Here is a 14,488-nt window from a genome sequence, read left to right on the forward strand (position 1 = left end):
AGCGTCTGGCCATCATGCCCAGATCACAGTGAGGCCCATCCATGCCTGCCGTCGAGATCCTCTTCGCTTTCTTCCTCACCACGACCGTCTTCGCCTTCATCCCGGGCCCCGCCATGCTCTATGTCGCGGCCCGCACGCTGGCTGCGGATCGCCGCGCGGGCCTGATGGCGACGCTTGGCATTCATGTCGGATGTTATGTGCATGTGGTGGCGGCCGCCGCAGGCCTGTCCATCCTTTTCCACCTGGTCCCCACGCTCTATCTCGCGGTGAAGCTCGCAGGCGCTGCCTATCTGATCTATCTCGGTGTCCGCATGTTCCGTGCCGCCCGCGCGGCTGGTGGAATGAGCGGCGCACTGCCGCCCGCAAAATCAGCAGGCCGTGCATTCCTGGAGAGCATGCTTGTTGAAGTACTCAACCCGAAGACGGCGATCTTCTTCCTGGCCTTCCTGCCGCAGTTCATCGATGCGACGGCAGGCTTTCCAGTCTGGCTGCAGTTCCTGATCCTCGGCACGCTGGTCAATGCGATGTTCACCATCGCCGATATTGTCTGCGTCCTGGCGGCCGGCGCGATCACCGCGCGTCTATCACGGGTCTCGGCGCTGCAGCGCAATCTGCAAAGGGTAGGGGGCGCGATCCTCGTCGGGCTGGGCCTCCAGGTCGCCTTCCAACGCACGTGAGGCCCTTCCGCCTCACGCCCGCTTCATCAGCGGAAACCGTTCCTTGAGCAGCCTCAGCACCGACTCCGAACCCAAGGGCGGGCCGAACAGATAGCTCTGGCCGAAGTCGCAGCCCATCATCGCAAGGTCTGCGGCGTCCTGATCGGTCTGGATGCCCTCGGCCACCACCTGCATGTCGAGCCCGCGCGCCATCGAGACGACGGAGCGTAACAGCACGGACTTTTTGTCCGACTGGTCGCAGACCAGCGCCTTGTCGAGCTTGATCGTGTCGAAGGGGAAGCGGGTGAGATAGGCAAGCGATGAATAGCCGGTGCCGAAATCGTCGAGCGCCAGGCTGATGCCCGTATCCTTCAGCTTTTCCAGCATCAGGCGCGCCTGTTCCGGGTTTTCCATCACCACGCTTTCGGTCAGCTCCAGCTTGATCCGCTTCGGATCGCACTGGGTTTTCACCAGCATGGCGCGGATGTCGTTGTAGATCTCGCTCGAGATCAGCTGCGCCGAAGAGAGGTTGACTGAAACGAAGATCGGCAGTTCGCCCGTCTGGCGTTCCCAGTCCATCAGGTCACCCGATGCGCGCTCCAGCGCGAACATGCCGAGCGGCTCGATCAGGTCCGACATTTCCGCGATCGGAATGAACTCCGTCGGCGAGATGTTGCCGCGCTTCGGATGATCCCAGCGCATCAGGGCCTCGAAGCCGGCGATCTCGCCATTCGCAAGCCTGACGATCGGCTGATAGGCCATCGACAGCTCCTTGCGCTCGATGGCGCGGCGGAGATCCGTCTCCAGCTGTAGGCGGTCGGTGCTGACGGTGCGGAAGGCCGGACGGAAGGGCTCGACGCGATTGCCACCTGATCGTTTCGCCCGGTACATGGCGAGTTCCGCGTCGGCGAGCAGGCTGGCCGCGCTCTCTTGCTGGTCGACCCAGGATACGAGGCCGATCGAGGCTGTCAGGCTGATCTCGCGATTGGCGAAATTCAGCGGCACCATGATCGCCTTGGAAATGGCATCCGCAAAGTCGGCGATCTTGGCCGGATCCTTTTCCGACACCAGGATCAGCCCGAACTCGTCGCCGGAAAGGCGCGCCAGCGTATCCTGCGGCTTCAGGAGCCGGCGCAGGCGGCGCGTGATGGCGATCAGGATGTTGTCGCCGGCCGCGATGCCAAGCGCGTCATTGACCTGCTTGTAACGGTCGATGTCGATCGCGAGTACGGTAGGCCGCACGCTCTCTGAAGTCGAGGCAAGCGACAGGATCGCCTGCAGCCGGTCGAGGAAGACCTCGCGGTTCGGCAGGCCGGTCAGATTGTCGTGCATGGCATCGACCAGCAGCCGGTCGATCGAGTTCTTCTGCTCGGTGACATCGATGATCGTGCCGACGCAGCGGATGACCTCGCCGTTCGAGCCGAGCACCGGCCGTGCACGGATCTTCAGCCAGTGGAAGTGACCATCTTCGGCACGGATCCGGAATTCGTGACTGAGCCGGCCCTTGCGATGTTCGAGCAGCACGTCGAGCGTCGCACGAAAGCGGTCCCGGTCATCGGGATGCAGGCGCGGCAGCCAGTTGCGGGCAGGGCCGTGCATGGTGCCGGGTGACAGGCCGAGACGTATCGAAACATCAGGGCTCGTCACCACGCGGTCGCGCGCCACGTCCCAGTCCCAGACTGTGTCGCCGGAACCTGTGAGCGCCAGCGACTGGCGTTCGAGGTCTGAGAACAGACCCTGCTGATAGGCGCCGCCGGCAAAGGCATGCTGCATGACCGTAAAGCCGATCAAGAGAACGATGAGAACAAGACCGCCACCAAGCGCCGGCTGGATGATGTCGTTGTCGAGCTGGCCGGTCACGGTCAGCCAGCCGGCGAAGAGCCAGACCAGGATCAGCGCCCAGGTCGGCACCAGAAGTACGGCACGGTCATAGCGATTGAAGCCGAGATAGATGATTAGCCCGATGCCGACCACGCCTGTTAGCGCAAAGGAGACACGCGCAATGCCGGCTGCAATCGACGGGTCGAAGATCGCCACGCCGAAGAGCACGGTAAGGCCGAGCATCCAGGCAAGCGTCGCGTAGCCCAGATGCACATGCCAGCGGTTGAGGTTGAGATAGGTGAAGAGGAAGATGACCAGCGACGAGGCAAGCGCCACTTCCGCTCCGGCGCGCCACATTCGGATGTCGGACGAGGTGAGCGAGATCAGCTTTTCGAGGAAGCCGAAGTCGACGCAGATATAGGCGAGAACCGCCCAGGCAAGCGCTGCCGCGGCCGGCAGCATCGACGTTCCCTTGACCACGAAAAGGATCGTCAGGAACACCGCGAGCAGACCGGCAATGCCGAGCACGATACCGCGATAGAGGGTGAAGGCGTTGACCGTGTCCTTGTAGGCGTCCGGCTCCCAGAGATAGATCTGCGGCAACTCCGGCGTCGCGAGCTCGGCAACAAAGGTGATGACCGTGCCCGGATTGAGCGTAATGCGGAAGACGTCGGCATCGGGGCCCGGCACGCGGTCGAGCGCAAAGCCTTCCGATGGCGTGATCGCCATGATGCGTTGGGAGCCGAGATCCGGCCAGAACATCCTGGAACCGGAAAGACGGAAATGCGGTGCGACGATCACGCGCTCCAGCTGTTCTTCCGAGACATTGGCGAGCGCAAAGACAGCCCAGTCGCCCTGATGCTCCTCGGAGCTCGAACGCACCTCGATGCGCCGGCGAATGCCGTCGGCACCGGCGGCGGTCGAAACCTGGAAGGCCTCGCCCTGGTTCGTGTAGATCTCGGTGGTTGCCGTCAGGTCGAGCGCAGTGTCGTCGCGCGCAATCTTCACCGGCTCGACGGCGAATGCCGCCGATGCGGCGAGGCACAGATATGCTGTCGTAAGCGCAGCAATCCACAGGGCGGCGAGGCGAGGCACGGCGCGCGAAAGGGTTCGGGTATTCGTCATGAGGGCGTCTTGCCGTTCCGCGCCTTATGGCCGCCGATCCGGGAATACAGCAGATGGTCGCGCCATTCCCCGTTGATTTTCAGATAATCGCGCAAAAGACCTTCCCGCTCAAATCCCGCTTTTTCGAGTAGCCTCAGGCTGTTGACGTTGTCCGGAATACAGGCTGCTTCGATACGGTGCAACTCGAGTGGCCCGAAGATGTAGGGAATAGCCAGCTGAAGTGCGGCAAACATGTGGCCCTGGCCGGCATGACGTTCGCCCATCCAGTAGCCAATCATGCAGCTTTGTGCCGCTCCGCGGCGGATGAGACCGATGGTGAGCCCGCCCAGCAAGGTGTCCTCGGCCCGATCGAAGACAAAGAAGGGCACTGCCATGCCGGAGTGAAATTCCTGTTCATTACGCAGCACACGCTGCCGAAACGCGCGCTCGGTCAGCTCGTCGGTGCGCCAGGACGGCTCCCATGGCTGCAGAAATGCACGGCTCTCTTTGCGCAGCTGGTGCCATTGCTCGAAATCGCGGAAGCGGGGCAGGCGAAGGAGGAGTCGTTCGCTGGTGATTTCCGGCATATCCGGCTGCCGGGACAGAAACCGAAACACCGAGCGCGTCATCGTCAATCCCCAAGCGATGTCCGGCGGGGTCCCCGCCGGTCGCAGTCTGTGCCGGCGGCCCTTAGCCGACGGCCTTGCGGATACCGGCAGGCTGTGTCGTCAGCGCGCCTCTGATATCGTCGAGCGGAACCAGATGATCGACCGGGCCAATGGCCGACAGCGTCGGAACCGTGTCGAAGAACAGCCGACCGGCAAGGTCCGTCAGGCGTTCGGTGGTGATGCCGGCAAGCCGTTCCATCATTTCCTGGTTCGGAATGGTGCGTCCGTAGAGCATCATCTGCCGGGCGATCTGACCGGCGCGGGCAGCCGGGCTCTCCTGGCCCATCAGAAGCTGGGCGCGGATCTGCGCCCGCGAACGCTCGATTTCCTGCTGGTCGATGCGGTCGGAGACCTTGCGCAGCTCATCGATGATCACGGGCACCAGTTCCGGCAGGTTCTCGCCGCCGGTCGCGGCATGGATGCCGAAAATGCCGGTATCCGAAAAGCCCCAGTGGAAGGCGTAGACCGAATAGCACAGGCCACGGATCTCGCGCACTTCCTGGAACAGCCGCGAAGACATGCCGCCACCGAGAATGTTGGCGAGGATCTGCGAGCAGTAGAAGTCGCGCATGTGATAGGCCTTGCCCTCGAAGCCGAGCAGGACCTGGGTATCCATCAGGTCGCGTTCTTCACGCGACTCGCCACCGGTGTAGTGGGCGGCATCCATCACCGGCGTCGCAGACGGCTTTGTCGGCAGCGAGGCGAAACGCTGCTCCACCTGCTTGACGAAGGCATCGTGGTCCACCTTGCCGGCGGCCACGACGAACATCCGGTCGGTCGTGTAGTTGCGCGACAGATAGGCGCGGATCTGGTCGCTGGAGAAGGACTGCACCGTCTCGGGCGTGCCAAGAATGCTACGGCCGATCGTCTGGCCGCGATAGGCCTGTTCGGAGAAACGGTCGAAGACCACGTCGTCTGGTGTGTCGTCGGCTGCGCCGATTTCCTGCAGGATGACGTGTTTTTCGCGCTCCAGTTCCTCTTCGTCAAAGACGCTGTCGGTCAGGATGTCGGCGAGGATATCGACCGCGAGCGGAACATTGTCCTTCAACACGCGGGCGTAATAGGACGTCGTTTCCGTCGAGGTGGCGGCGTTCACTTCGCCGCCGACATTCTCGATCTGCTCGGCGATCTGCCGGGCCGTGCGCGTATTCGTACCCTTGAACGCCATATGCTCGAGCAGATGCGCAATGCCATGCTCGGCTTCGGTCTCGTTACGCGAGCCGGACTTGATCCAGGTTCCGAGAGCCACGCTTTCCAGATGGGGCATGTTTTCGGTTACGACAGTCAAACCCGATGGAAGCCGGGTGCACTCAACATTCATGGTCCGTCTTTCTGCACTTCCTACCTGACTGCTCGCGCCTGTTTGCTGACAAAGCTTTCGATGGCTTTCAGTTCCGCGGGCAGGACTTCGAAGCGCTCCTCCCTGTCCATCAGATCAGCAAGCCACGCCGGAAGCGCGGGGTCAATACCGGAGGCCGATTTTACTGCCGCCGGGAACTTGGCCGGATGGGCCGTCGCCAGCACAACCATCGGGCTTTGCGGCTTTTCGAACTTGCTTGCCACATGCACGCCGACGGCCGTATGCGGGTCGAGCAGGTACCCGGTCTCGTCGAGAACGGTGCGGATCGTCTTCGCCACTTCCTTCTGCGTCGCGCGCCCGGCGCGGAAATCCTTGCGGATGAACTTCAGTGCTTCCGGCTGGATCTCGAAGGCGCCGGACTGCTTCAGTCCCTCCATCGCCGAACGGATCGCGGAAGCATCGCGCCCATAGGCCTCGAACAGCAGGCGTTCGAAGTTCGACGAGATCTGGATGTCCATCGACGGCGAGGTGGTCGCCGAGACGCCCTTCATCTCGTAGCGGCCCGTTTTCATCGTGCGCGCCAGGATGTCGTTGTCATTGGTGGCAATGACCAGCTTGTCGATCGGCAGGCCCATCTTCTTGGCGACATAACCGGCAAAGATATCGCCGAAATTGCCGGTGGGAACCGTGAACGACACCTTCCGGTCGGGGGCGCCAAGCGCGACTGCAGAGGTGAAGTAGTAGACCACCTGCGCCATGATGCGCGCCCAGTTGATCGAGTTGACGCCGGAAAGACCGACGCGATCGCGGAACGGTACGTCGTTGAACATCGCCTTTACCAGGTTCTGGCAGTCGTCGAAATTGCCTTCGACGGCGATGGCATGCACGTTTTCGTCCTGCGACGAGGTCATCTGGCGCTGCTGCACCGGCGAAACCTTGCCATGCGGGAAAAGGATGAAGATGTCGGTGCGCGCACGACCCGCAAAGGCGTCGATCGCAGCCCCACCGGTGTCACCTGAAGTCGCGCCGACGATGGTTGCCCGCTCGTCGCGTTTTTCGAGAACATGGTCCATCAGGCGGGCGAGCAGCTGCATCGCGACGTCCTTGAAGGCGAGCGTGGTGCCATGGAAGAGTTCGAGCACGAAGGAGTTCGGCCCCGTCTGCACCAGCGGTGCGACGGCCGGATGCTTGAAGGTCGAATAAGCCTCGTCGATCATCGCGCGGAAGGTGTCGGGCTCGATCTCCCCGTTCGTAAAGGGCAGGAGCACCTCGAAGGCGACCTCTTCATAGGACTTGCCGCGCAACCCGCGGATCGCCTTTTTCGACATCTGCGGCCATTCGCGCGGCACATAGAGCCCGCCGTCCCGGGCAAGGCCTGCCAGAAGTGCGTCACAAAAGCCGAGGCTCGGAGCCTCGCCGCGGGTCGAAACATATTCCACGTCGCTCATCCCTAAAGTTTAAGAATTTGGAGCCGAAGCCGCCGTCAAACCTATGGCGTTTCGGATAAAGAGGTTTGCCCGTTTGCGCCAGTGCACCGGCCAGGATTTCGCAAGCCCGGCAGTCGTGCATTCACGCGCTGATACCGAGACTCCTGCCGGCTCTCGAAGGTCCATCGAAAATTGAAGCAAATTGCCGGCTACCCAATCGATTTTTGTCGTGGCCGCTGGTATAGACCATCCGCGAGGGCGCTGAAAAGCCTCAAGTTTGACTGTTTTTCGGCCTCGGGCCGAGCATGCGGAAGGTGAAGTCTCGTGTCTGTAAACGTGTCGCGCGGTGTGATCGCCGTTTCGCTGATGATGGTTCTTTCGGGCTGCAACGCCGGCGGTCTCGGCAGTGGCCTCGGCCTTTCGCCGTCGGAGCCAGGCAACGCGGCTGCAGCCGCAACTCAGCAGGCTTTCGTGCAGGGCTTCTGCCCGCAGATTTCACTGCGTGACGGAACCGCCGCCTATCGCACCTATGCGCGCGGCAAGGACGGCGATGCCGAACAGGTCATCTTCCAGGCCTCGCTCGCCGACACCACGCGCTCCTGCGCTCGCACAGAAACATCGCTCACGATCAATGCGCTTGTTCAGGGTCGCCTCGTCGCAGGCCCGCAGGGCAAGGCCGGCACGATCAATCTGCCGGTGCGCGTCACCGTCGTGGATGGCGGTCAGGAAGTCTTCAACGAAGTCGAGCAGTATGCCGTCACACTTGCCGATGTGAACCAGCCGACGCAGTTCATCTACAGCAAGGTGGCAACCGTTCCCGGCGATATCTCCGGCACGGCCCGCGTCTTCATCGGCTTCGAACAGCCGAAGAAGAAGTAAGTTCCCGAGGAGGGTGCCGGATCTGAAGATCGGCGCCTAGCCCCGCCGCGTCAGGGCCACCAGATAGCGGGTTGCTTGGTCGCTGGCGTTGACGAACACGCAATCGCTGGGCGCGCCGAGTTGCAGGCAGTCACCCGTCAAAAGCTGATGGCTGCGTGTGCCTTCCATAAAGTCGAGGCGACCTTCGAGCACGTAGATCTGCTGGTGCTGGAAGCTGAAGGCAGAGGCCGGGTAGGGCACTCGGACACCGGGCGGCAAAACCACTTCCAGCAATTCGAGCTGACCTCCATTCCCAGGGGAAAGCGTCCGCCGCGTATAGCCCGTATCCGGATCGATCCAGAGCGGCTGCTCGTCCCGGCGCGCCAGTCGATCTCCCTCGCGTTCGGCGAGCGCGAGAAGAACCGAGAGCGGCAGGCCGAAGGCGCCGGAGAGGCGGCCGAGCACGGTCGCCGTCGGGCTCGCCTCGCAGCGCTCCACCTTGCTGATCATTGCCTTGGAGACGCCCGAACGCGCCGCAAGCTCCGCAAGCGACCAGCCGCGTGTTTCCCGCTCCAGCCGGATCCGCTCGGCGATGGCCCGCGCCTGACGGTCCTCGTCGTGAACATCGTTTCTCTGCACCGTGTTTTTCATCTCGACCCTTGCCAAATTCTCCGGCTGCGTCTTCTATAGTGGACGGGAGCATACGATAGATGACGGCGCATCCACAAGTCGCCGCCTGTCGACAAAAGAGAGGGACGAACACGAGCATGGCACGCGAAATCCGTTTCAACGCCTTCGACATGAATTGCGTCGGGCATATCCAGCAGGGTCTCTGGAGCCATCCGCGCGATCGCTCGATGGAATACACGAGCCTCGCCTACTGGACCGACTACGCGAAGCGCTTGGAAGCTGGCCTCTTCGACGGCATCTTTCTCGCCGATGTCGTCGGTATCTACGACGTTCTGAGCGGCAGTCCGGCGCCAGCACTTCGCGGTGCCGTGCAGGTGCCGGTCAACGATCCGATGATGCTGGTCCCGGCCATGGCCGCGGCCACCCGCCATCTCGGCTTCGGCGTCACGGCCAACCTCACTTACGAACAGCCCTTCCTCTTTGCCCGCCGCATGGCGACGCTCGATCATCTGACCGGTGGCCGCATCGGCTGGAACATCGTGACCGGCTATCTCGACAGTGCCGCACGCGCCATCGGCCTCGACGGCCAGATGGCCCATGACGATCGCTACGACCTCGCCGATGAATACATGGAGGTGATCTACAAGCTCCTTGAAGGGAGCTGGGAAGACGGAGCCGTGGTGGCCGACAAGGCTGCAAAGGTTTATGCCGATCCGCAGCGTGTCCATCCCGTCCATCATCATGGACGCCAATACAAGGTCGATGCCTATCACCTCTGCGAACCCTCGCCCCAGCGCACGCCGGTGCTGTATCAGGCCGGTTCCTCGCCGCGTGGCCGACAGTTCGCCGCAACCCACGCTGAATGCGTCTTCGTCAACGGCCAGAAGAAGGAGGGCGTGCGCGAGATCGTCTCCGACATCCGGGCACGTGCCGAGGGACTGGGGCGTCAAGGCGATGACATCAAGGTCTTCCTTGGTGCCACCATCGTCACCGGCCGCACCGAAAAGGAGGCCCGCGAAAAGTTCGAGGACTACCGCCAGTACGTGAGCTCCGAGGCCGCGCTCACCCATGCTGCCGCCTCGATGGGCATCGACTTCGACAAATTCGACATGGACGAACCGGTCGAGACGGGCAAGAGCCAGGCGATTATCTCCAACATCAAGGCCATGGACCGCGCGGCCGGGCCGCAATGGACGAAGCGCAAACTGATCGAACAGATGGTGCTCGGCAGCCGCCAGCCGCCACTCGTCGCCTCCGCAGATCAGGTCGTCGACTGGCTGGTGGACTGGGTGGAAGACACCGGCGTCGACGGCTTCAACCTGTCGCGCACGGTCGTGCCGGAATGCTTCGACGACATCGTCGAGTTGGTCGTTCCCCGCCTGCAGGAGAAAGGTCTCTACAAGACCGAATACCGCGAAGGGCCGCTGCGGGAAAAGCTCTTCGGCAACGCCCGTCTGACCGATCGCCACATTGCCTCCACCCACCGGCATCAGCGGGGCTGATCACGTCTTTCTCATGTTGTGCAATGCATCGGTCCGGGCCGGTGCCTCGCCTTGCTCTCTCTGCTCGGCGGATGCTAGCGTGCAAGCCACATGGCGGAGCATGCGCCCCCTCGGGATGCACGCGCTGGCACTGAGAGGGAGTGGGCCACTAAGGCGGTGTCCCCAGGGAGGCCTTGTTGAAAATTGCTGTCGTGAGAAATCCCATTGCGGGCGGCCGAGCAGGCCAGAAGCAATGGGCTCCCCTGCTTGCCGCCTTCCGCCATCGTTTCCCGGATCTGGAAATCCATGAAAGCCGCTCCAGCGGGGACGCGAGAAGGCTCGCCCGCGAGCTGGCAGTGGGGCCTTACGACGTTGTTGTGGTCGCCGGCGGTGACGGCACGATCAGCGACGTCGTCGATGGTGTGCTGACCTCGTCGCGCCCCGAGATGCCGCTCGCCTTTCTGCCGATCGGCACGGGCTGCGATTTCATCCGAAACTTCAAGCTACCGAGCGATCCGGCAGCCCTCGCAGAACACATCGCAAACGCCCCTGTCCGCAAGATTGACGCCGGTTTGCTCGTCAGCCGTGATGCTGCCGGCAACGAGCAGCGTCGCCACTTTGCCAATATCGCCAGTGTCGGCATTTCCGGCGAAATCGTCGATGCTGTGAATGCGCCTGGACGCAGACGCATCTTGAACGGCCCCCTCCGCTTCCTTGTCCATGCGGCACGCGCGATCCTGCGCTATCGTCCCTATGATTTCGAAGTGCTGATCGATGGCATGCAGGTGCATCAGGGGCGGCTGGCGATCGCAGCGATTGCCAATGGTGGCTGGTTCGGCGGCGGCATGCACATCACGCCGGATGCCGATGTCGCCGATGGCCTGTTCGACATTGCCGTCATGCGCGAGGAAAAGATCCTCGGTCTTCTGAATTTACTGGGACGCCTGCATTCCGCCGGCCATGTCGGCCATCCGCTCTTAAGTTTTCATAAAGGACGTCGCGTCGAGGTGCGGCCGCGTGATCCCCAGCGTTTCCCGGTGGAAATCGACGGCGAAATGCCGATCCGGGGCGGTTTCGTCGCAGAAATCCTGCCCTTGGCGTTGACCATCAAGACCTGAACAGGTCGCTCTTCGGACGATTAAAACGCGCCTTCCCACTCGGCCATGGCGGCGATCACGCCCGGCAGATCCTGCATGCGGGCAATCACCGTCTCGGCACCGGCATCCGTCAGCCGGTCGGCATGCGAGGGATAGGTGTGCGAGGCGCCGGTAAAGCCGATGACGCGCATGCCGGCTTCGCGTGCCGCATGTACGCCATGCACGGAGTCCTCGATGACGACGCACTTGGACGGACTGACATTGAACTGCTTGGCACCATGCAGGAAGATATCCGGCTTCGGCTTGACCCTGTCAGCACCGAGATCCTTGGCCGAATAGATATGCGGCGCGAAGAACTCCTTGAGGCCGACCTTGGAGAGCATCATGTCGAGACGATGCGAGGAGGAATTGGAGCAGATGCAGCGCGGACCGGCGAGACGCGCCAGGGCATACTGCACGCCTTCGATCGCCTTCACCTCGCGGGCGAGCCTCTGGTCGAGCAACTGTTCCGACTTGTCGATCAGGCTGGCTGAGAGCGGGATATCGATCTCCTTCTCGATCGACAGCAGAATGTTCTTCCAGGTCATGCCGGCGAAGCGCTCGCCCATCTCCTCGACCGAAATCGGATAACCCGCTTCCGTCAGAAGCTTCGATTCGACCTTGGCCGCGATGATCTCGGAATCGACGAGCACGCCGTCGCAATCGAAAAGGGTGAGGTCGAAGCCGCTCATGGAAACATCCGTCATGTGGTCCAGGGAAAGTCGCTCCCTACACGATCGGGAGGGCGAGGACAATCACACGCGGCGCATGGCAGATCTGCCGTCCGCTCCGGCTGTGTCGTTTCAGGTGCCGGCCATCGCGAGCAGCACGACCTCGAAATCCTGCGGATAACGTTTGAGCCCGCCCGCCTTCTCCATCATGTCCGCAAGCCACACCCCGTCCGCTGCAAGCCGCACGGCAACCAGCCTTGGATCGCCGTCGGTCTCGGCATGCCGCGCCATGCGCCCGTCGAGCCAGGCCGACCAGAGCGCGCGCAGCGCCGGTTCCGAGACGATTGCGACCGACAGTGCACCCCAGAGGCTGCGGTCGCCCAGTAGGCGGTCGGAGAAGCAGGCACGCACATAGGCCCGCGTGAAGCGCCCGCGCGACGCGGGATCATCCGCCAGAGTCCGGTCGATTTCCTGATCCATCTTGTCGAGAAGATCCTCAAAGACGGCGGCCAGCAGCGCCTGCTTGCTGTCGAAATGATGCAGCAGCCCGCCCTTTGTCACGCCGGCTCGTTCGGCGACCGCCTGGATCGTGATGGCCGACGCACCCTGTTCGGCGGCAATCTGGGCGGCACAGTCCAGCAAAGCCCGGCGCACCTGCTCCGGCTGTTTCTTGCGGTGATGCGCGGAAAGCGTTTTGTCTCCGCGCGAGGGAGAGGCCGCCATCAGTGCGACACCGTGCTCGACAGCGTGTTCATCACGATGACGCCGGCAACGATCAGGGCGATACCCACAAGCGCGGCCAGATCGAGGCTCTGCTTGAGGTAGAACACACTGATCAGAGCGGTCAGCACGATGCCGAGCCCACCCCACATCGCATAGGCGATGCCAAGCGGCATGCCCTTCAGCGCCTGTGACAGAAGGTAGAAGGAGGCGACATAAAACATCACCATGCCAGCCGTCGGCAGAAGCTTGGTGAACTGCGCCGATTTCTGTAGCAACGTCGTGCCGATGACTTCGAGCACGATGGCGGCAGCCAGCGCGCCATAGGCGGTCAGTGTGGGGTTCATGGACGGGCTCCGGAAAAGAGAATGTTAAAACATACCGTATGGTTGGTTTCTTTTCAAGGTGCCTGTGACGCATGCATGTCGAACTCAGTCGGGCAGGGGAAACCACTTGAGAAAATGCCGCTCGCCCTCGGGTGAGAACCGGATGATCCGGCTCTCCTCCACCCGCCGCGCCAGTCCCCGATCGAGGAAATGTGTGAGCAGCGCCGCCCCCAGCGCGCCCGCGAGATGCGTCCGCCGCTCGCTCCAGTCGAGGCATGCGCGGCAGAGCGGGCGTCGCTTGGCTCTAAGGCTGCCGATATCGAGGCCGCGACCTTCGAGCAGGCTCTCGCCCACAGTTGTCAGCGTCAGCGCCTCGTCCTCCGCCCGGATTGCGCCCTGCCCAACCAGGCTGTCCAGCATGCGCACGCCAAAATCGCCGGCCAGATGGTCGTAGCAGATCCGCGCCTTGCGCAGCTCCGGCTCCTTCGGCCCGGTGCGGTGGCGCAGGTGCTCGCGCGTCGCTGAAAAGCTCATCAGGCTCTCGATCATCGTCCCGACATGACCGTCGGCCAGTGCAAAATAGCGATGCCGCCCCTGTTTGCGCTGGGAGAGGAGGCCACCCTCTTCGAGCTTCGACAGATGCGAACTCGCCGTCTGCAGCGTCACGCCTGCCGCGCCCGCAAGTTCCGTCGCGGTCAACGCCTTGCCGCCGATCAGCGCCAAGAGCATGTTCGAGCGCGCCGGATCGCCGATCAGTGAAGCGATGCGCGCGATGTCAGGTCCTTCCGCCATATGATGTTCTCCCCGTTAGAAAGCGCAGTCTGCATCGCAAGTGTAGCCAATGCTTCGATCCGGGTCGAACTGTTGAAGGAAAGGGTTGGGCAAAACTTCGACCCCGATCGAAGCATCAGGCGTCGGTGCCGTGGCAAGCCCACCTCGCAACAAACGAGGAGTTTCTCCATGATCACCTGCATCATCCGTTACCGCATTGACCCCTTCGGTCGCGACGACTTCGCCACTTACGCTCGCAACTGGGGCGAGGCGATCCCCCGCTGCGGCGCCGATCTGGTCGGCTACTTCGCCCCGCACGAGGGCTCGACAACCACGGCCTACGGCATCTACCACATCGAAAATCTGGCGGCCTATGAAGCCTATCGCGCGAAGCTTGCTGCCGATCCGCTCGGCAAGGCCAATTATGAATTCGCCAGGAACGCCCGCTTCATCCTGGAGGAGGACCGCCTCTTCCTGAAGAATGTCTCCAGCTCGCCATCGTCGAAAGTCCAGCCATGATCGCCGTCATCTTCGAGGTGGTGCCATTTGTCGGAGAGCGCCACCGCTATCTCGATTTGGCCGGTGAACTGCGCGCCCAACTGGAGGCGGCCGACGGCTTCCTCTCCGTCGAGCGCTTCGAAAGCCTGTCGACCCGTGGCAAGCTCCTGTCGCTCTCCTTCTGGCGCGACGAAGAGGCCGTCCGCCGCTGGCGCGAGACGGAGGAACACCGCGCCGCGCAAGCGGCCGGCAGGGGCGGCGTCTTTGCCGCCTATCGCCTGCGCGTCGCCCAAGTGCTGCGCGACTACGGTCTCGAAGACCGGGCCGAGGCTCCGGAGGACAGTCGCGCAAGGCATGGGTGAGGGCAGTGTTTTGACAAACTTTGCCATCCGCGCCATGTTGTCTGCATCACTGGAGGCAG

15 protein-coding genes are annotated in these 14,488 nt (G+C 62.7%); 6 read left to right on the top strand and 9 right to left on the bottom strand.

The genetic code is table 11. The features are described 5' to 3' along the window. The first annotated feature begins 41 nt into the window (after positions 1–41). A complete protein-coding gene (locus tag GH983_RS03860) occupies positions 42–677 on the top strand; it encodes a LysE family translocator (RefSeq protein WP_153761666.1) in 636 nt (211 codons plus the stop codon). 12 nt (positions 678–689) lie between these two features. On the opposite strand, the gene GH983_RS03865 is transcribed toward GH983_RS03860, so the two are convergent. The 4 genes from GH983_RS03865 to thrC form a co-directional block, all read right to left on the bottom strand. Continuing rightward, positions 690–3,602: an EAL domain-containing protein gene (locus GH983_RS03865; protein WP_153761667.1), complete on the bottom strand. Its 2,913-nt coding sequence runs from the start codon at positions 3,600–3,602 to the stop codon at positions 690–692. Beyond that, positions 3,599–4,210: a GNAT family N-acetyltransferase gene (locus tag GH983_RS03870; RefSeq protein ID WP_054151178.1), complete on the bottom strand. Its 612-nt coding sequence runs from the start codon at positions 4,208–4,210 to the stop codon at positions 3,599–3,601. The genes GH983_RS03865 and GH983_RS03870 overlap by 4 nt, the downstream gene beginning before the upstream one ends. Before the next feature lie 61 nt (positions 4,211–4,271). Beyond that, the gene (locus GH983_RS03875) at positions 4,272–5,570 is read right to left on the bottom strand and encodes a pitrilysin family protein (RefSeq protein ID WP_054151179.1); all 1,299 of its coding nucleotides are present in this window, start codon (positions 5,568–5,570) and stop codon (positions 4,272–4,274) included. Positions 5,571–5,590: 20 nt separating this feature from the next. Continuing rightward, positions 5,591–6,997, bottom strand: coding sequence for a threonine synthase (gene thrC / locus GH983_RS03880; protein ID WP_153761668.1), 1,407 nt, complete (start codon positions 6,995–6,997; stop codon positions 5,591–5,593). A gap of 303 nt (positions 6,998–7,300) precedes the next feature. Here thrC and GH983_RS03885 point away from each other — a divergent pair, with 303 nt between their 5' ends. Next, the gene (locus GH983_RS03885; RefSeq protein ID WP_153761669.1) at positions 7,301–7,855 is read left to right on the top strand and encodes a hypothetical protein; all 555 of its coding nucleotides are present in this window, start codon (positions 7,301–7,303) and stop codon (positions 7,853–7,855) included. A gap of 36 nt (positions 7,856–7,891) precedes the next feature. Here the strand turns inward: GH983_RS03885 and GH983_RS03890 are convergent, their stop codons facing one another. Continuing rightward, entirely contained in the window at positions 7,892–8,473 is a 582-nt protein-coding gene (locus GH983_RS03890) for an XRE family transcriptional regulator (RefSeq protein ID WP_210251765.1), read from the bottom strand. A gap of 128 nt (positions 8,474–8,601) precedes the next feature. Between GH983_RS03890 and GH983_RS03895 the strand changes: the two genes are divergently transcribed. Next, complete coding sequence (locus tag GH983_RS03895; RefSeq protein ID WP_153761671.1) at positions 8,602–9,966, top strand: LLM class flavin-dependent oxidoreductase; 1,365 nt, start codon at positions 8,602–8,604, stop codon at positions 9,964–9,966. Between the two features lie 176 nt (positions 9,967–10,142). Then, positions 10,143–11,063 carry a diacylglycerol kinase family protein gene (locus GH983_RS03900; protein ID WP_246727493.1) on the top strand — a complete coding sequence of 307 codons (921 nt, stop codon included), beginning with the start codon at positions 10,143–10,145 and terminating at the stop codon, positions 11,061–11,063. A 20-nt stretch (positions 11,064–11,083) separates the two neighbouring features. On the opposite strand, the gene GH983_RS03905 is transcribed toward GH983_RS03900, so the two are convergent. The 4 genes from GH983_RS03905 to GH983_RS03920 form a co-directional block, all read right to left on the bottom strand. Further along, a complete protein-coding gene (locus GH983_RS03905) occupies positions 11,084–11,773 on the bottom strand; it encodes an HAD family hydrolase (RefSeq protein ID WP_153761672.1) in 690 nt (229 codons plus the stop codon). Positions 11,774–11,884: 111 nt separating this feature from the next. Beyond that, the gene (locus tag GH983_RS03910) at positions 11,885–12,475 is read right to left on the bottom strand and encodes a TetR/AcrR family transcriptional regulator (RefSeq protein ID WP_153761673.1); all 591 of its coding nucleotides are present in this window, start codon (positions 12,473–12,475) and stop codon (positions 11,885–11,887) included. Continuing rightward, positions 12,475–12,819, bottom strand: a complete 345-nt coding sequence (locus tag GH983_RS03915; protein WP_054151185.1) for a multidrug efflux SMR transporter — start codon at positions 12,817–12,819, stop codon at positions 12,475–12,477. Before GH983_RS03915 ends, GH983_RS03910 begins: the two co-directional genes overlap by 1 nt. Positions 12,820–12,903: 84 nt before the next feature. After that, positions 12,904–13,590 carry a helix-turn-helix transcriptional regulator gene (locus GH983_RS03920; RefSeq protein WP_153761674.1) on the bottom strand — a complete coding sequence of 229 codons (687 nt, stop codon included), beginning with the start codon at positions 13,588–13,590 and terminating at the stop codon, positions 12,904–12,906. A gap of 168 nt (positions 13,591–13,758) precedes the next feature. On the opposite strand from GH983_RS03920, the gene GH983_RS03925 reads away from it, so the two are divergent. Together GH983_RS03925 and GH983_RS03930 are read left to right on the top strand one after the other, a co-directional pair. Next, positions 13,759–14,088: an NIPSNAP family protein gene (locus GH983_RS03925; protein ID WP_153761675.1), complete on the top strand. Its 330-nt coding sequence runs from the start codon at positions 13,759–13,761 to the stop codon at positions 14,086–14,088. Continuing rightward, entirely contained in the window at positions 14,085–14,429 is a 345-nt protein-coding gene (locus GH983_RS03930; RefSeq protein WP_054151188.1) for an antibiotic biosynthesis monooxygenase, read from the top strand. The genes GH983_RS03925 and GH983_RS03930 overlap by 4 nt, the downstream gene beginning before the upstream one ends. The last annotated feature ends 59 nt before the right edge of the window (positions 14,430–14,488 follow it).

It is taken from the genome of Agrobacterium sp. MA01 (assembly GCF_009650195.1).
Classification (GTDB): Bacteria; Pseudomonadota; Alphaproteobacteria; order Rhizobiales; family Rhizobiaceae; genus Allorhizobium.